At 45.3% G+C, this 16,314-nt stretch carries 18 protein-coding genes; 15 read left to right on the plus strand and 3 right to left on the minus strand.

Features of this window, described 5'->3' with window-relative positions:
* Positions 1-170: 170 nt before the first annotated feature.
* The 8 genes from recQ to MKZ13_RS07855 all read left to right on the plus strand — a co-directional run bounded on the left by recQ (position 171) and on the right by MKZ13_RS07855 (position 8,635).
* Positions 171-2,051 (plus strand): DNA helicase RecQ, encoded by a 1,881-nt coding sequence (gene recQ, locus MKZ13_RS07820; protein ID WP_036610632.1) that lies wholly within the window; start codon positions 171-173, stop codon positions 2,049-2,051.
* A gap of 634 nt (positions 2,052-2,685) precedes the next feature.
* On the plus strand, positions 2,686-4,728 hold the full coding sequence (locus MKZ13_RS07825) for a B12-binding domain-containing radical SAM protein (protein ID WP_339183068.1): 2,043 nt from the start codon (positions 2,686-2,688) through the stop codon (positions 4,726-4,728).
* A gap of 25 nt (positions 4,729-4,753) precedes the next feature.
* A complete protein-coding gene (locus tag MKZ13_RS07830) occupies positions 4,754-5,188 on the plus strand; it encodes a hypothetical protein (protein WP_221823554.1) in 435 nt (144 codons plus the stop codon).
* A 136-nt stretch (positions 5,189-5,324) separates the two neighbouring features.
* On the plus strand, positions 5,325-5,468 hold the full coding sequence (locus MKZ13_RS07835) for a hypothetical protein (protein WP_339183071.1): 144 nt from the start codon (positions 5,325-5,327) through the stop codon (positions 5,466-5,468).
* 35 nt (positions 5,469-5,503) lie between these two features.
* On the plus strand, positions 5,504-6,421 hold the full coding sequence (locus MKZ13_RS07840) for an NAD(P)-dependent alcohol dehydrogenase (protein ID WP_339183074.1): 918 nt from the start codon (positions 5,504-5,506) through the stop codon (positions 6,419-6,421).
* Positions 6,422-6,963: 542 nt separating this feature from the next.
* On the plus strand, positions 6,964-7,293 hold the full coding sequence (locus tag MKZ13_RS07845; protein WP_339183077.1) for a DUF3024 domain-containing protein: 330 nt from the start codon (positions 6,964-6,966) through the stop codon (positions 7,291-7,293).
* 140 nt (positions 7,294-7,433) lie between these two features.
* Positions 7,434-8,078 carry a DUF3885 domain-containing protein gene (locus MKZ13_RS07850; protein WP_339183079.1) on the plus strand — a complete coding sequence of 215 codons (645 nt, stop codon included), beginning with the start codon at positions 7,434-7,436 and terminating at the stop codon, positions 8,076-8,078.
* A 77-nt stretch (positions 8,079-8,155) separates the two neighbouring features.
* Positions 8,156-8,635, plus strand: coding sequence for a hypothetical protein (locus MKZ13_RS07855; RefSeq protein WP_339183081.1), 480 nt, complete (start codon positions 8,156-8,158; stop codon positions 8,633-8,635).
* 69 nt (positions 8,636-8,704) lie between these two features.
* Here MKZ13_RS07855 and MKZ13_RS07860 read toward each other — a convergent pair whose 3' ends face one another.
* Positions 8,705-9,307: a hypothetical protein gene (locus MKZ13_RS07860; RefSeq protein ID WP_339183083.1), complete on the minus strand. Its 603-nt coding sequence runs from the start codon at positions 9,305-9,307 to the stop codon at positions 8,705-8,707.
* A gap of 237 nt (positions 9,308-9,544) precedes the next feature.
* On the opposite strand from MKZ13_RS07860, the gene MKZ13_RS07865 reads away from it, so the two are divergent.
* From MKZ13_RS07865 to MKZ13_RS07875, 3 genes are all read left to right on the plus strand, one after another.
* Positions 9,545-10,111, plus strand: coding sequence for a histidine phosphatase family protein (locus MKZ13_RS07865; protein ID WP_339183086.1), 567 nt, complete (start codon positions 9,545-9,547; stop codon positions 10,109-10,111).
* 87 nt (positions 10,112-10,198) lie between these two features.
* Positions 10,199-10,549, plus strand: coding sequence for a hypothetical protein (locus tag MKZ13_RS07870; RefSeq protein ID WP_339183088.1), 351 nt, complete (start codon positions 10,199-10,201; stop codon positions 10,547-10,549).
* Positions 10,550-10,595: 46 nt separating this feature from the next.
* Positions 10,596-11,180 (plus strand): AAA family ATPase, encoded by a 585-nt coding sequence (locus MKZ13_RS07875; RefSeq protein ID WP_339183090.1) that lies wholly within the window; start codon positions 10,596-10,598, stop codon positions 11,178-11,180.
* 50 nt (positions 11,181-11,230) lie between these two features.
* Here MKZ13_RS07875 and MKZ13_RS07880 read toward each other — a convergent pair whose 3' ends face one another.
* Positions 11,231-11,602, minus strand: coding sequence for a hypothetical protein (locus MKZ13_RS07880; protein WP_339183091.1), 372 nt, complete (start codon positions 11,600-11,602; stop codon positions 11,231-11,233).
* Positions 11,603-11,762: 160 nt separating this feature from the next.
* Between MKZ13_RS07880 and MKZ13_RS07885 the strand changes: the two genes are divergently transcribed.
* From MKZ13_RS07885 to MKZ13_RS07900, 4 genes are all read left to right on the plus strand, one after another.
* On the plus strand, positions 11,763-12,056 hold the full coding sequence (locus MKZ13_RS07885) for a hypothetical protein (RefSeq protein ID WP_339183092.1): 294 nt from the start codon (positions 11,763-11,765) through the stop codon (positions 12,054-12,056).
* Between the two features lie 136 nt (positions 12,057-12,192).
* Positions 12,193-13,233, plus strand: a complete 1,041-nt coding sequence (locus MKZ13_RS07890) for an iron-siderophore ABC transporter substrate-binding protein (RefSeq protein ID WP_339183095.1) — start codon at positions 12,193-12,195, stop codon at positions 13,231-13,233.
* Between the two features lies 1 nt (position 13,234).
* On the plus strand, positions 13,235-14,011 hold the full coding sequence (locus MKZ13_RS07895; protein ID WP_339183097.1) for an IucA/IucC family C-terminal-domain containing protein: 777 nt from the start codon (positions 13,235-13,237) through the stop codon (positions 14,009-14,011).
* A gap of 45 nt (positions 14,012-14,056) precedes the next feature.
* Positions 14,057-15,778, plus strand: a complete 1,722-nt coding sequence (locus MKZ13_RS07900; RefSeq protein WP_339183100.1) for a helix-turn-helix domain-containing protein — start codon at positions 14,057-14,059, stop codon at positions 15,776-15,778.
* A gap of 165 nt (positions 15,779-15,943) precedes the next feature.
* On the opposite strand, the gene MKZ13_RS07905 is transcribed toward MKZ13_RS07900, so the two are convergent.
* Positions 15,944-16,285: a hypothetical protein gene (locus MKZ13_RS07905; RefSeq protein WP_339183103.1), complete on the minus strand. Its 342-nt coding sequence runs from the start codon at positions 16,283-16,285 to the stop codon at positions 15,944-15,946.
* Positions 16,286-16,314: the final 29 nt, after the last annotated feature.

The following is a 16,314-nucleotide window of genomic DNA, read 5'->3' on the forward strand; positions in this document are numbered from 1 at the left end:
TCATTCGGGGCTGGGCCGTTAAACTAAAGGGAGCGGCGTTTGCTTGACGGACAAGTCATGAGAACGCCATTTTGTTGTCAAGGATGCGGCATATGTGCCGCTTTCGGATGTCAGAATCGGATCGGACCAAGCTGGTGGAAAAACACCGGTGATAAGTAAGGAGTCTTTACATGAGTGTGCAAACACCTACATTAGAAGAAGCGCAGGGTCTCCTGCAAAAATATTATGGCTACCCCGACTTCCGTGAGGGACAGAAAAAGATCGTAGCCAGCCTGCTCGAACGTGAAGATACGTTGGGTATTATGCCAACCGGGGGCGGTAAGTCGATCTGTTATCAGATCCCCGCTCTGTTATATTCGGGACTGACGCTTGTTGTCTCCCCGTTGATCTCATTGATGAAGGACCAGGTCGATGCGTTGACGACCGCCGGAATTGCTGCCGCGTATATTAATAGTACACTTAGCGGCAAAGAAGTGAATGATCGCATCCGCGCGGCGCAGCGCGGTGAGCTGAAGTTGCTCTATGTCGCGCCTGAGCGACTGGAGCTGGATTGGTTCCGCGAGGAGATGGGCTATTTGCCGATCTCTTGCGTTGCCGTGGATGAGGCCCACTGTGTATCGCAGTGGGGGCATGATTTTCGGACAAGCTACCTGGCGGTAGCACCGTTTGTGGATAGTTTGCCGGAGCGGCCGGTGGTTGCGGCCTTCACGGCTACAGCGACGCCCGAGGTCATGGGCGATATTCTGCGGTTGCTGCGTTTGCAGGACCCGCAGACATATGTGACCGGACTTGGGCGGGATAATCTGGCGTTTAGCGTGCTGCGTGGCGAGAGCAAGAAGGATTTTGTCCTGAATTATGCGCGCGAGCATGCCAGCGAGCCGGGCATTGTGTACGCCGCGACTCGTAAGGACGTGGACGATCTGCATCAGCGTTTGTTGCAGGCGGGATTGCCCGCAGGACGCTACCATGCCGGGATGACGGACGATGAACGGTCCCAGAGCCAGGAAGCTTTTTTGTACGATGATATCCGAGTGATGGTGGCGACCAATGCGTTCGGGATGGGGATTGATAAATCGAACGTGCGTTACGTTATTCATAACAGCATGCCGAAGAACATGGAGGCATACGTGCAGGAAGCCGGACGTGCAGGCCGGGATGGAGAGCCAAGCCAGTGTATTCTGTTATTCGGGGCACAAGACATTATCACCCAAAAGTTCCTGATTGAGCAGAATCCGATGGACGGCGACCGCAAACAGAACGATTACCGGAAGCTGCAACAGATGGTGGATTACTGTTACACAACGCGTTGTCTGCGCAGTGCGCAGCTGGATTATTTCGGTGAGGTGCATGACGATACACCTTGCGGTACTTGCAGTTCCTGTACGGACGACCGCGAGTTGGTAGACATGACGATTGATGCACAGAAAATATTCAGCTGCATTCACCGCATGCGTGAACGGTATGGTGTATCGCTAGTCGCTTCGGTGCTCAAAGGCTCCCGTGCCAAAAAGGTACTCGATTATGGTTTCAACTCTCTGCCAACCTATGGCGTGATGGGCAATCGGACAGAGCGTGAGATTTCGGAGATCATCAACGTGATGGTATCCGAAGGATATCTGATGCTGTCTGAGGGACAGTATCCGGTTGTGCGTCTGCAACCACTTGCGGTGGAAGTGCTCAAAGGCCAGCGTGAAGTGATGCAGCGTGTCGTCCGCAAGACAGCGGCAACGGCTTCGGGCACGAACTATGGTGGACGCCGCGGACGCGATGCGATGCCATCTGCGGTTAATGAGACGGTATTTGAACAGCTTCGCCTGATCCGGCGTGATCTGGCGGCGAAAGAGCATGTGCCATCGTACATTATCTTCAATGATGCGACCCTGCGTGAGATGAGTGTGGTATGTCCACAGACAGAACGTGACATGCTGGATATCAAAGGGGTCGGTGAGGTCAAGTACCGCAAGTACGGACTGCCGTTCCTGGAGTTTTTCCAGAAGCAATCGGGCGAAGAAGTGGATACGGATGACGATGCTTTTTACGAGTATGAGTAGGTATGAGTGAGTTATGATCAATTATGAGCGAGTTTGGCTGGTTGGGATGAAGTGAGGATTGTTGTTACGTTCGCGCTTTCAGGTCTTTGAAGTTCATGACGCGTAAAGCTTAATTGATTAAAAGTTGATATATATGCTTCGTGCAAGTCGATGATTTATCCATGATACGGGAAAAGTGTTTGGCACAGGTTCGACGCTAGAGTCTCAAGCTTCAAAGCTCAAGACAGTAATATGTGGATATCGAATTTTGGATGGAATGCGAATGAGGTATTTTACAGATTGAAGTGAGTTTGAAGTTGGTTGTCGTGTCTCTGTAGAGTGGACAAATGGTGGCGAATTGTCTTTCAAAGGGTGGACATTGGCGTTAGGAATGGCTGACCGCATCTTATACAATATGTAGGTTCGATGTGCGTTTTTTTATACTGTATGTTGTGGTTTGGGTTTAGCGAGATGTATATGTCTTTTTGAAAAGAGTGTCCACTCTTTGAAAGACAAAAGTTGGATATGTCCATGAGACATGGAATGGCGAGTTCAAAAGAGGTTTAGATGAACAGCATCCGGGGCAGGATGGCTGTGCAGCTTTCTTTTTACCAAAAAAAATATGGTCTGGGTGTCCAGGCAAAGGTTGTGAACCATGAAGGTTATTCTTTCTACATTAAATGCAAAGTACATCCATACCTCCTTGGCCTTGCGTTGTCTGAAGGCGTACAGTGAGAAGGATTTTGATATTGACCTGGCGGAGTATACGATCAAGGACCCGGTGATGAATATTGTGTCTGATCTGTACCAGCGCGGTGCGGACGTGATTGGTTTCTCGTGTTACATCTGGAACATTGAAGAGACGATCAAGGTCATCGATAATCTGAAAAAGGTTATGCCTGACGTGAAAATTCTGCTGGGCGGACCGGAAGTGTCCTATGACACGGAATATTGGATGAACCGAATTCCAAATGTGGATTTCATCGTGATGGGTGAAGGGGAAGAGACGCTGCATCAGCTTTTGATGGAGCTGGAAGGGAGTAAGAAGTTCCACTTTGTCTATGGACTGGCGTATCGCAAAGGGGAAGAGGTCATTCTCATGCCAGGACGGCCAAAAGCGGATCTGAACGATCTGCCTTCACCACACCGATTTGAAGAGGATATCCCGGATCTTGGGAAACGGGTTGTTTATTTTGAGACCAGTCGGGGCTGTCCGTTCAGTTGTCAGTTCTGTCTGTCTAGTATTGAAGTGGGTGTGCGGTATTACGATATTGAGCGGACGAAGTCGGACATTCTGTACCTGATTGAGAAGGGTGCGAAGCTGATCAAGTTTGTGGACCGGACGTTCAACATCAAGCGGGATTATGCGCTCGAAATGTTCAAATTCCTGATCGAGAATCATCAGGGGACGGTGTTCCAGTTTGAAATTACAGCGGACATCATGCGTCCCGAAGTACTGGATTATCTGGCAGAGAATGCGCCACCGGGCACATTCCGCTTCGAGATCGGGGTTCAGTCCACGAATGATCCGACAAATGAACTGGTGAAACGCCGTCAGAACTTTACGAAGCTGAGCCGTACGGTGAACAAAGTCAAAGCCAGCGGCAAAATCGACCAGCATCTGGATCTTATCGCCGGACTGCCGGAGGAAGATTACAATACGTTCCGCAAAACATTTAATGATGTGTTTGCACTGGGGCCGGAAGAGCTTCAGCTGGGATTCCTCAAAATGCTGCGTGGTACGGGTCTGCGTCTGGATGCGGAGAAGTACAACTACACGTACATGGATCACGCGCCGTATGAGATTCTGGGCAGCGATGTGCTGCCGTTCAGCGATATCGTGCGCTTGAAGCGGCTGGAGGATGTGCTGGAGAAATACTGGAACGCACACCGGATGGACCATACGCTGAAGTATCTGATGGAGCAGGAGTTCAATTCGCCATTTGACTTCTTCCAGGCATTCGGGGATTACTGGGAGGGTCAGGGGTGGCAGAAGATCGGTCACCAACTTGAGGATCTGTTTACTCGTCTGCACAGCTTCCTGGAGTCGCGGAATACGCCGCATATGGATATCGTACTCGGCCTGATGAAGCTGGATTATTTCCTCGGCCACAAATATAAACCACGCAAAATCTGGTGGGAAGATCCGCTCCAGAAAGACCAGTGGGCGGGTTATATGAAAACGTTGGCTGAACGTCCGGAAGATGTTCGTCTGCCACGTGTTGCCGGCGCCGCAGGCACGGCTTGGTTGGAAAGCAGCGGCACGGGTCCGAGTGCCGCTGGGGCAAGTTCGGCTGCTGCCGAGGAAGACTCTGCCGCAGATGCGGCGGGTGTAATCGGCAGCGAAGCCGGGGTTGCAGCGTCGCTCACTTCGGGCGACGCAACAGGGTCCGCCGCGGATGGAGCGGCGGACATGGTGGACGGCAACGCTTCGCGTGCGTTGCCGATGACCTCGGCCATGACCGCACAGACGGTCATGGGTGCCCGTGCTTTCGCCGACCTTGGTCTCGGCGAAAAGGAACTGCAGAAGCACACCGTATTGGATGTGCTTCCGTTCCGGCTTGAGCGTGTGCTAGCTGGCGCCAGCCCGCTTGCCGCGAAAGGCCGGACGCTGCTGGTCGTTGTGTACCAGCAGCATGAAGGGCAGCAGGCGCAGTATTACACGCTGCCGCTGGGAGAAGAAGCCGCTGCCATGTAGATGCAGCGACCTAGGGGTTAGCTGCATGGCCGATTGGCGGCATGCAGCGGGAGAAGCGCCACGGCTTAGCGGTCGTGGCGCTTTTTGTACGCATCACGGCTATGCGCTCGTGATGCTGCAACGGCGAGCACCGCGGTTATGGACGCCGTGCCATCCCGTGAGGTGCTGCCCCATTGGGCGCAGCACCTCACCCTTACGCGGCTTGCCACTGCATAAGCCGCGCTCCGCTCCACCTTTTAAAAAATCATATGTTTCGAAAGCATCGGAAGGTCGTCTAATTCTCTATGGGATGAAGAAGGGCCTTCCTTTTGTTTTCAAGGTCACGCCAGAGGAACTGGAAGAAGTCAAACGAGAAATCAAGGCTCATATGACCTATTACAACCACTACAGATACCAATGGAACTTAAAAAAGGATGACCCTTATAGGGTACAGTTTAAACGAAGGCCTACTTTAAGTTGATTTACATATTACTGCATCAATAATACGGTTATCGGTTCGAGATCATGGTACAGTTGAAAAAACGATCCGTTTTATCAAAGCTTGCGGCTGTTACTTGGGGATGTGATCGCAATGGATAGGATGATGGGAACAACATTTGGAAGATGAACGGGTTATTAGAATAGCACTAAAAGCAGGCCCAGAAGCATATTTATTGAAGTCACATCAATCCCAAACATGGCCCAACCAATCAAACGTTAAAAAAGGCTCAACAGTATGGCTGCTGATGTATAAACAATGATCGAACTAGGCAGAGAAACACTAAGGAGGGTTCATATGAAAGCTGTGATTTGCACCAATTACGGACCGCCAGAAGTGCTACAGATGAAAGAGATGGAAAAGCCTAAACCGAAAGACCATGAGGTTTTAATTAAAGTTTTTGCAGCCACAGCACATATTGGCGATACCCGTATTCGAAGAGCTGATCCATTCTTGGTGAGACTTGTATTCGGCATGCTCAAGCCCAGGAAAAATTTAATACTTGGCCTGGAAATATCCGGTGTGATTGAGTCGGTAGGGAAAAACGTACAATCCTTTAAGGAAGGAGACAAGGTCTTTGGGCTTACAGGGTTTTGTGGGGGTTATGCCGAATACATTTGTTTACCTGAAAAAGTGAAAAACGGAACCGGTGAAAAAAAAGGAATGGTTGCAATAAAGCCCAACCATTTATCCTACGAAGAAGCTGCGGTCGTTCCATCGGGAGCACTTACAGCTTTGAAAAATTTGCAAAAAGCAAAAATCAAGCCAGGTCAGAAAATATTGATCAATGGAGCATCCGGCAGCCTAGGGACGTATGCGATTCAACTTGCGAAATACTATGGGGCAGAAGTCACAGCGGTGTGCAGTAAAAGTAATTTTGGATTGGTAGAATCTATAGGAGCGGATAAAGTAATCGATTATACCGAAGAAGACTTTACGCAATCAGAAACGAAATACGATATCGTTTATGATGCCGTAATAAAAGCCAAACCCTCACAATGCCAAAAAATTCTAACACCCAATGGTGTTTTTCTAAACAACAGTCGACTTCCGAAAATGGAAGAAGCCGATTTACTTTTTCTCAAAGAGTTGATCGAGGAAAACAAACTAAAACCGATCATTGATCGAACCTATGCTTTGGATGAAATTGTGGAGGCCCACCGATATGTGGATACCGGGCGTAAGAGAGGCAATGTGGCAATAACGGTCAGATAGAATGAAGGATGTATATAGGAATCAGCTTTACGCTGAGGCCATGTTTTAGGGAAAAAGGTGCTGAAGATCGGCTGAGGAAAAGGTCAATCCCTGCGATACCACAGGGAGCGTAAAGCCACTGATCTATGGGGATGGATCTTATGCAGCATGAAGGGCATCAGGCGCAGTATTACATGCTGCTGCTGGGAGCGTAAAGCCGCTTCAATGTAAATGCAGCGTCTGGGGTTAGCTTGCATGGCCAATTGGCGACATGCAGCAGAGAGAAGCGCTACGACTATGCGGTCGTGGCGCTTTTATTGCATGCATCACGGCGTAGTCCACCGTAATGCTGCTGGAATGTTGAGCACCGCGGTTATTAAAACGCGGTGCAACCCTATGAGGTGCTGCACCCATTGTACGCAGCACCTCACCCTGACGCGGCTTGCCATTGTATAAGCCGCGCTCCGTTTTACCTTTTACATCACTAAAAGCATCATTTAGGTCTGAGAAAACATCGTGATATAATTAAACCAAAACCGATTAGGGCAGGAGAGCTATAGAAAATGGATGATTTTACTAAGAAGCGCATTCAAAAGATTATGGATAATTACACCCAAAATGCAGTACCCGAGCACGTGAAAAGCCAGATGAAGATAAGTTATAAAATCAGAGGAAAACATGTGACGTTGATTGAAGAAAGGCAAGCCTTTCGAAGCGAGCAATGGGTACAGATGCCGGTAGCACAGTTCAGATTGGATGAGAAGGCATGGAAAGTGTATTGGCAGGACAGTAAAGGCAGATGGCATTTCATCGATGATATCGAACCGAACGAAGATTTTGAAACACAACTCAAGATCGTTGACGAAGGTCATAACGGAATGTTCTGGAATTAATTTTTCGAAAAAAAGAGTTGGAGAGTTGAGTAAGATAATTAACATTAAAAGATATGAATGTCAAACTTGAAACCATTGAAGAGACCGATTCATTCTCTTTAGCTGGCATTCATCTTTAAAGAGAATTTGGAGGCCACAGAATGGATCTGAAGACGTACCTGGCAGAGCATTTTCCAAACCTGACTTTAGAACCGCCTCTTTTTTATAATTGGGATGTTGCAATACGATTCGAACTTGGCAATCCTCTGATGTTTGAAATGAATACGGAGCATTACATGGAACAAGTTTATCATCGATCACTTGAATTATTTAAGGCTCTTCATAATCAAGAAGATGAAGTTCTATTAATAACTCAAGCTTATTTTGCAGATAAGCCTAAACACAAAGTGAAGAAATTGAACCTGTATAGAAAATATATCAAGAAGAAAGAGCCGATTAGAGCCTTGAGACTTGAGATACTTTCAGGTTTGGATTGTGAACCGGATGAAATCCCAGACCCAAGGAACAACATGTATAGGTACTGGACTAAATGTAGAGTTGAGGACTTGAAATATAATCAGTTAATCAGAGCTATATGTAATCATGATGTTGGAATTAAGCCAACGATTTATCATAGGGTGTATCTCATTAATATAAATAAGAAAACGATATTTCATATCTATGATGATAGAGGTTGTGATGTTATTTCAGCATCAAGAGAAGCTCTAACGGATATCTATACAGAATATTACGATTGGATTTTAGATTATGATAGAGACAGAATTAACAATGTATTTCTAGGATAATGATATTGATCGCGCAGGGATAATGTATTATTTGAAACACAGGTTTTAAGGGCTTTCCGATGTAAGGAGTTAGGATTATGGATAAAAAAGAAAAGAAGTTACTCATTGTTATGATTGTACTTGCTGTAGTTGTATTAGGAGTTATATGGTACCTGAAAGTAGGCTATCTATTAAGGAAACCGGAGATGCCCGAAGCAAATATTGCAATTCAGACCCAAATGGTGGATGGCGGTAAGATCAGTTTACGAAATGCTGATTACACGGAAAATCAAATCAAGGTTGGATATGAAGTGAGAGGGTTCAGCTTGGAGGAATATAATATTGCTTGTGAGCTTTATCGTGACGGACATTTGATTTCAACTTCTGGCTCAACAGGTGGAGGTTTGATAGAACTGGACGAAAAGCATTATTACTTCATCGGTTATGAGAATATAACTGAGATGACTTTGCCTGAATCTATACATCTAAACGTGGAGATTAAAGTGATACCCAATGATTACAGACAAAAATCGATAACTTCATCCTTTGACGTAAGCCTAGATAAAGAAGTGCAATAGATAGAAGAGGACTGCTATTACCGGTGATTAAGACAACTGTTAAAGGGATGAGTGTTGTATGATAAAACCTTAATTCAAATGGTACTTCTCCATAACGGAATCACGGAAAGTTTCGTATTTTGATAACGCTTGTGCAGTGGAGGATTGAGGCACACTATATTGAGTTATCCCTTCAAGGCTGAATTTGCCTAAGTTATCATTGATTAATCCATAATTACCAAAGGAATTTTTCATCAAAAAGAGCACACTTTGATCACCCTTCTGCAGTTCTACATAGTCATCGACTGTATATTTGACGTCTCCTTCGAGGCTAACGGGTTCAATGATTGTCAATTCGTTCTGATCTGAAGGGTAATCGTCAGGCTTCTTCAATATCTTTTCAATCTTGATGTTTGTGTTGGTGTGAAAGGATTGCATGGTCCCATCATCAAATGCAGTAATAACATGCTCTCGATCTCTGAAATCTTCTATTGCATAACCAATAACGATCAGTTCAGCGAATGCATCCAGCTTATCTATTTCATGAAATGTTAAAGAATTGGCTGAAAGGTTGACGACGTGATGAATGGGCACGTCCGGTTTCGATTGACCATTTACGTAAGCGATTGCAACAGCAGAGATAGCCAATATGAGTAAAGAGACTAGTACAACCTTCCTTTTGAAAAAAGACATGATCTCATCCTCTCCGTCAGATTTAACTTCTTTTGAAAACATCTTGCTTCATTTCTACTATACACATATCTGAAAATTATTGTAAATTAAATGTCTAACAGAATATCAATCCTGAATTAATTCAGAATCTAAAATATGGTGGCACCTTTCATTGATTTTGGAACGGAAAGACAAAATATGTTGAAGGACCTAAAGTGTGACCATAAATTTTGATACAAGAAATTCAAGGAGGGTCCTATGAAGACCATCGTTTATATGGTTAGGCATGCGGAGTCACCGTATACGGAAGGAACGGAAAGAACGAGGGGACTTACCCTGCAGGGCAAGATGAATGCAGAACGAATAACGGAAATATTAAAGAATGAAGGAATACATGCCATTGTCTCAAGTCCTTATGCCAGGGCTATTCTAACCTTAGAAGGTGTGGCAGCAGCGTTAGGATTAGATATTCAGATCATGGAGGATCTGCGGGAAAGACATTTTTCAGATGATATGATTGCGGATGAAGAGTTCGAGCCTGCTTCGAAGAAGATGTTTGATGACCCGGATTATGCATTGCCAGGAGGGGAGTCGAACACGGTTTGTCAGAATAGAGCAGTGGGCGTGTTGAAACAGATTTTAGAAGAATACAAGGGTGAAAAAGTGGCGATCGGCACACACGGACATGTACTGACGTTGATGATGAACTACTTTGATTCGAGTTACGGATTGGATTTTATGAATCAAACCAAAAAACCGGACATTTATCGATTACAATATGACGAGATGGAATTAGAGAACGTGACAAGGCTATGGGGCGAATAGTGTGAAAGTGAATAGGCTAGAACGCTTGTTCATAATTTTAGTTACAGGTAAAGTATAGATATATTTGAATTCTAAGGGGTGACTCCAATGACGTTACAAAACTTGTTTCATCAAAAACCAACGAAGTTATGGAATGAAAGAATGGTTAAACACGGAGATGAGCTTTTCACAGAAGAGAGATTACTCATGTCTGATCAAGCCCTGGATACATATTTGCACCAATTAATAGCATTACAAGAAACGAAAGATTTTGAGCGCATGATCAAGGCTGTAGAAGAAGTTGTGGTTAGGTTTAATGAAATGAATGAGGCCAATGGTTACTTTATTGAAACGATGGAACGTGAAGAATTGGCTGATTTTATAGACAAGGCGGTTAGGCTGGCTGGATTAGACATTCAGGAGAATGAAGATATTACGGAAGAATGGAGAGAGTGGTAATTCGGCTGAATAGCGTTTTCCAATTTTATAGATAAGGGTGATCAATATGGAACGAGGACTCATTATATTTTTGAACGGAACGTCAAGTTCGGGGAAGACAAGCATTGCGATGGAAATGAAAAATCAGGGAGAGGTTCCGTTTCACCATCTATCTGTAGATCAATTTCTGCATAACTATGATCAATTCATCGATACTACATATCCAGATATGAAACCAACAAGAGAAGTGGAACACCAAGTGATGACAGATATCCTGTTCGACCCTATCAATTCATTGTACTGTGCAACCATTAAGCTGTTTTCGGAAATGGGTTTGAATGTCATCTTGGATACGGTCATCAGCAATGACAAGTGGTTTAATGATTTTTATGAGTTACTATCGGATTATCCGATATTGTTTGTAGGCGTGCAGTGCTCAAAAGAAGAACTCACCAGAAGAGAGCAGAGCAGGGGAGATCGAGAGATTGGACTTGCCCATTCCCAGTTCGACTACATCTACTCCTATGATGAATATGATCTGGAAGTGAATACGGAAGAGCTTAGTGCAGCTGCATGTGCGGAAGAGATATTAAGTTATATGAAGTCTGATCAGGAATACTCGGCATTTAAGAAGTTAAGTAGAAGAGACTAAGAGACTGCTGCTGATTGCGTCAGATCAAATGATATCCATTCCAATGAAAGTTAGGGATTTGGCCAAATCTTTTTCTTAGAGTTGCCAGGACCTAATAAGTAGATTTCATCAACACTCCCATAAGTATTAGAAAATGAAATTGTGAAGTCTTTACTACCACCGATAGGAAGTTTACTACCTTTAATCTGAATGAAAAGTGAATTGTTATGATGTGAGAGGTAGTAGCCGTGATATCTGCTAATACTGTCTGCAAATCCACCTTGTATAGTAATAAGCTCAGGAGAAACTTCAGTTCTTGTAACCATTGTCTCGTTAGGATCGACAACCTTGTTCAACATATAAAATCCAATGATAAAAGGAATAACAACAATAATAACTGCGCTAACAATAATGCTATACTTCATGTTTGGTCGCATATTCATTATTCACCTCATAATTAGATGATATGAATCGATGTCTCAATACTCATTGGGCATCGATTTATTGTATTTAATCAGAACAGAATTCTACATTTAGAAATATTAGGCTCATTTAAATAATATACTAATTCATTTTTTTTGTAGAGATAGGTGGAGGTTACCGATGGAAATAAACGCTATGAATCCGGAAGATCATATCCAATACATGTTACAGTCAATCATTGAAAAGACACAATCCATTATCAACGATACTGGTAAACAATCCTTCGGCTCTTTAGATTATTTCTTGGAGCACATTATAGCGTATCGGGATGAACAACAATACATGTCTAACGAGTGGCATATCCGCACACCGCGCTGGCTAGGGGAGTATGGAAATACGCCAGAAGAAGAAGAGCTTCTTTCAGACATTTACCGACTGCAAGCGTATATCGCTGAGACATTAAAGGGCGGATAAGCGGCTTACGATGTCGCATTAGTCCGGCTCAAATGTCGCAAAAGTACATGGTAACGCGATGCGGAGATCGTTTATACTCTCTTTATGTTTCGATAATGAAAATCATTATCAGTATTATACATAAGGGGGATTCATCATGAATCAAGGAACAAGGAGGCAGGCTGCCGGAAGCAAGGCATATACTGCTCACAAATCACGATTATTCATGGGCTTGATGTTAGCCCTTATTCTTGTCCTGACGGCTTGCGGTGCTGGAACAGGTACAGATAGCGGCAATCCGTCTGCGGTAACGCCAGCGGAGAAACCTGCGAGTGCAGAAACACAGACAGACGTGGCTTTTCCCGTAACGATCACACACATGAAGGGTGACATTACTCTAAACGAAAAACCGAAGAGAATTGCAATTCTTGATGTTAAGTTCTTGGATCAGATGTTAGCGATTGGCGAGAAGCCAGCAGGAAGTGTTATTGCAGGAGGGAATACCGATTTTCCAGAATATTTAGGAGACCAACCGAATGGCGTAGAAGTTCTGGGTACACGGGACGAGCCTAACCTGGAAGCGATTGTAGCACTCGACCCAGATCTGATCATCATGACCGACTTTCAAGAGAAGCAATATGAGGGTGTAAGTAAAATTGCTCCTACCCTGGTACTCGATTTCTACGAAGACTGGCGGGATACGTTAGCTACAGTGGCTAAGATTACAGACAAGCAGGACGAGGCAGAGAAAGTGCGTACAGCGTATGAAGAGAAAATCGCCGGGCTGAAGACAAAATTGTCAGAGAAGCTGGGTGATGAAACGGTGGCGATCATTCGTCCACGAAAAGAAGGAATTCGTGTTCACGGTATTGAGCACCGCATTGGCGGTATTATGTACAATGACTTGGGGCTGAAGATGCCTGCTTTGGTACAGGAGATTAATGAAGATGGTTCCGTTGAAATCTCGATGGAGAAGGTTCCTGACATTGGGGCAGATCGTTATTTTGTGCTGTCGGATGAGCTGTTTGCGGCAGAGGCAGAGGCTATGGTGAGTAATCCCGTGTGGAAGTCCCTTGATGCTGTGAAAAATAACCGCACGTATGACGTAAACTCAACACTTTGGATTGCATATTACGGACCTCTTGCGATTAATCTTATTGTAGATCAGGCATCGGAAGCCCTGCTCGGATCGAATTAATATGAACCCATATCTCTCGACAGACTTATGGAAAGAGACAGTGGAGGATCATTCGATCTTGCTCGGTGAACCGCCTGAACATAGTGTCCGTACCATTGCTCTAAGTGAGCTGCATGACGAAGCGGCATGCCGGGAGTACATCAGTTGGTTACAGGAGTACATCGATGCGCCTGACATGAAGGTTGCTGCTTCGATGTTAGCCAAGCGTATCGGTTATCTGTGGACAGCTCCGCTGGTGACCGCGATGACTTTTCATCATCAGCATGTGACGTTTCAGCTGGAAAACAGTTATCTCTATCATCCGGCCCTCTCAGATCATGAGGGCGGTACAAGGTTTCCTTTTCTATCGGTGAATGGACTTCAGGCTGAAGGACTAACGGGAGACAGGGCAGCGTGGCGGGAAAAGATGCTCGAGGAGATTTTTGCGGGACAGCTTACACCCCTGTTAAAGACGCTTGCTGCGATTGCGCCTCTTTCGATGAGTATTCTCTGGGAGAATATCATGGTACGTATCGGCCGACTATTCGCTCCTGATGAAGCCGAGACTGAGCAGGAAAGTAAGATCATTCGAGAGGACTTTTCATATCTGACGCAGGTGGCATCCGGGGAAGTGTTTGGTGAGAGGAAGAATCCGTTAACCCGCTTCACCGATTGTAAGGACAATGTGCATGTTGCCAAAAGCGAGCGGATTACCTGCTGTTTCTATTACCAGATGTCAGGCGAATATTGTCTCAAATGTCCGAAAATTGACAATGAGAAAGAATCTCAACTAAAATGACAACAGCAACAACTTTACCTTTGCTATTGTCAGGAGATGAGAAAAATGCCGCTGCAAGAACAGACAAGTCTATGGAGTGATACAACGATCAAGATGCTTGATGGGTATAGCGGTACTTTGCAGACAGGCAGCGTTTTACACGAAACGGATTTAACTTCAAATGTGCTGCTGCTGGCATATGGAGGGGAAGGGGAGCTTGCAATGAATGGCGAGGATAGCCACATTGGAGCTTCTTTTGCCTGTCATGTGGTGAAGGGATCATCCTTTACGCTGACGGCCAGATCAGAGGACATTCATTATATTGTTATTATGTACAAGGCTTCTTCCATAGAGGGAGCCTCTCTTGTTGTGCCTTCATATCGCAAGCATCCGCTGCGCAGGTCATTTGTTCAAAACTCGGCAGCCCATGCGGAATGGATCGAAAATGCCGAAAAAATCGTTGCCAAATGGCGCCGCGGTGAAGGACTGGAACGTTTTTATGCCAACGCTTTGCTCCAAGGAATGATCTACGAGCTGATCATGGCGTATGAACGTGGTCAAGGGGGAGCGGAGTCCGACATGGTGGATGTAGTCGCTTCTTATATCACATCGCACTATCGTCAAAACTTGGAGCTAAAAGAGCTGGCAGCCCTAGCGGGCTGTAGTGTAAGACAGCTGCAGCGACGATTCAAACAAGAGAAGCATCTTGGACCGATGGAATACGTCATTCAGCTGCGTATGGAAAGTGCCTCACGCATGCTGCGTCATACGGATGCTTCCATCGGTGAAATTGCAGAAAAAATGGGCTATCGCGATATGTATTACTTCAGTAGGGCATTTAAAAAATATAATGGTGTCCCACCGCTACATTACCGGCATGCCGCCGCTTCGAGAAGAGATGCAGATTATGCGAATGCTTTGCTGCAAAATCGCAAAGCTTCTTCCTATCAATCAGCCGAAGGCCCGGTCATCTGCCATAAGCGCGGGGAGTACACCGTCACCGAAATACCACAGCGTATCGCTGTCCTCGATGTGCAATATGCTGATCATTTGCTTGCACTGGGCTTGTCTCCGGTAGGGAGTGTCGGATTAGGAAGTACCGTGTTAACGTTCCCTCAATCACTCCGGTCAGGACTCCAGCATACAGCATTACTTGGTACGTATGAATACCCCGATCTCCCGGCGGTAGAGCGACTTGCGCCGGATCTGATTATCTGCACCGAGGTTCATGAGCAGTATCTTGAACGGTTAGGTAGGATCGCTCCAGTGCTGATGTTCAAGCGTAATGAAAACTGGCAGACCATCCTGAGTCTATTCGGTGAACTGACAGACAAGCGAGCAGAGGCCAAGCAGATTATCGCGAATTATCATCGCCGAACAGCTTTGCTATCCGAGGAATTGTCCTCTGTACTGGCAGGAAAAAGTGTGGCATTGATTCGTCCACTCGATTCCCTCGTGCGCGTCCATTCTGCTGCTCATCGCACAGGCGCTGTGTTGTACCGGGATCTGGGGTTGCCCGTTCCGTTGTTTGTAGCAGATACTTCCGACACGGCCTATCATATCTCGGTTGAGAGATTACCGGCTGTACAAGCTAGCCACTACTTTTTGCTGAGTAATGAGTTTATGCAAGATGGAATATCTGCCACAGAGCAACGTGTCTGGGGGATGCTTGATACGGATGAGCGACAGCAAATACACTCCGTAGATGCCGCGACATGGATCGGTTGTTATGGGCCGATAGGTGTTAAGGGGATTGTGGATCAGATCGAGCAGGCGTTGTTGGGATGAGGGGGAGTTCTGATGTGACTCCTCTATTTCTGTATCATTTGTTTCTTCATTTTATTGTTGTGGGGAACGTTGACAGAAGTAATTGACGAAAGATACAATCCATATATTCCCTATAATTTCAAAAGTGTTTATATCGATTGATCGTTTTAAAATAACTTCAACCCTCTATTTGGAATTTGATTTTTTGGATATACCTTCAGGAAGCGATAGTGTCTTAATACTTAAAGGATCGTAGTTCACGAAAACAAATACCTTCTTTTTCTTATCGCCTTCAATGTAGCCGTGGAGGCCTAACGACTTGCTTAAATCGGGAGGAGAGAATCTATACTCCGTAAAACGAACGGTTTCACCGTACTTTTCGAGAATATAATTTGCAGCGAACTTCTCGGCGGAGGATACAATCATCTTTTCCTCTTTGGAGGCACATGCTCCAAGCAAGAGAGATGAGATAATTAAGATTACAAACAGGAAGAAAGGTTTTCTCAAAAGGGACACCTCTACTTTCATATACTGGTATTAATATACTATAAAGATTG

Source organism: Paenibacillus sp. FSL R5-0701, from assembly GCF_037973995.1.
Taxonomy (GTDB): domain Bacteria; phylum Bacillota; class Bacilli; order Paenibacillales; family Paenibacillaceae; genus Paenibacillus.

Coding starts and splice junctions, on each gene's coding strand:
- recQ (WP_036610632.1), top strand. CDS start 171: ATGAGTGTGCAAACACCTACATTAGAAGAAGCGCAGGGTCTCCTGCAA.
- MKZ13_RS07825 (WP_339183068.1), top strand. CDS start 2,686: ATGAAGGTTATTCTTTCTACATTAAATGCAAAGTACATCCATACCTCC.
- MKZ13_RS07830 (WP_221823554.1), top strand. CDS start 4,754: ATGGCCGATTGGCGGCATGCAGCGGGAGAAGCGCCACGGCTTAGCGGT.
- MKZ13_RS07840 (WP_339183074.1), top strand. CDS start 5,504: ATGAAAGCTGTGATTTGCACCAATTACGGACCGCCAGAAGTGCTACAG.
- MKZ13_RS07845 (WP_339183077.1), top strand. CDS start 6,964: ATGGATGATTTTACTAAGAAGCGCATTCAAAAGATTATGGATAATTAC.
- MKZ13_RS07850 (WP_339183079.1), top strand. CDS start 7,434: ATGGATCTGAAGACGTACCTGGCAGAGCATTTTCCAAACCTGACTTTA.
- MKZ13_RS07855 (WP_339183081.1), top strand. CDS start 8,156: ATGGATAAAAAAGAAAAGAAGTTACTCATTGTTATGATTGTACTTGCT.
- MKZ13_RS07860 (WP_339183083.1), bottom strand. CDS start 9,307: ATGTCTTTTTTCAAAAGGAAGGTTGTACTAGTCTCTTTACTCATATTG.
- MKZ13_RS07865 (WP_339183086.1), top strand. CDS start 9,545: ATGAAGACCATCGTTTATATGGTTAGGCATGCGGAGTCACCGTATACG.
- MKZ13_RS07870 (WP_339183088.1), top strand. CDS start 10,199: ATGACGTTACAAAACTTGTTTCATCAAAAACCAACGAAGTTATGGAAT.
- MKZ13_RS07875 (WP_339183090.1), top strand. CDS start 10,596: ATGGAACGAGGACTCATTATATTTTTGAACGGAACGTCAAGTTCGGGG.
- MKZ13_RS07880 (WP_339183091.1), bottom strand. CDS start 11,602: ATGAATATGCGACCAAACATGAAGTATAGCATTATTGTTAGCGCAGTT.
- MKZ13_RS07885 (WP_339183092.1), top strand. CDS start 11,763: ATGGAAATAAACGCTATGAATCCGGAAGATCATATCCAATACATGTTA.
- MKZ13_RS07890 (WP_339183095.1), top strand. CDS start 12,193: ATGAATCAAGGAACAAGGAGGCAGGCTGCCGGAAGCAAGGCATATACT.
- MKZ13_RS07895 (WP_339183097.1), top strand. CDS start 13,235: ATGAACCCATATCTCTCGACAGACTTATGGAAAGAGACAGTGGAGGAT.
- MKZ13_RS07900 (WP_339183100.1), top strand. CDS start 14,057: ATGCCGCTGCAAGAACAGACAAGTCTATGGAGTGATACAACGATCAAG.
- MKZ13_RS07905 (WP_339183103.1), bottom strand. CDS start 16,285: ATGAAAGTAGAGGTGTCCCTTTTGAGAAAACCTTTCTTCCTGTTTGTA.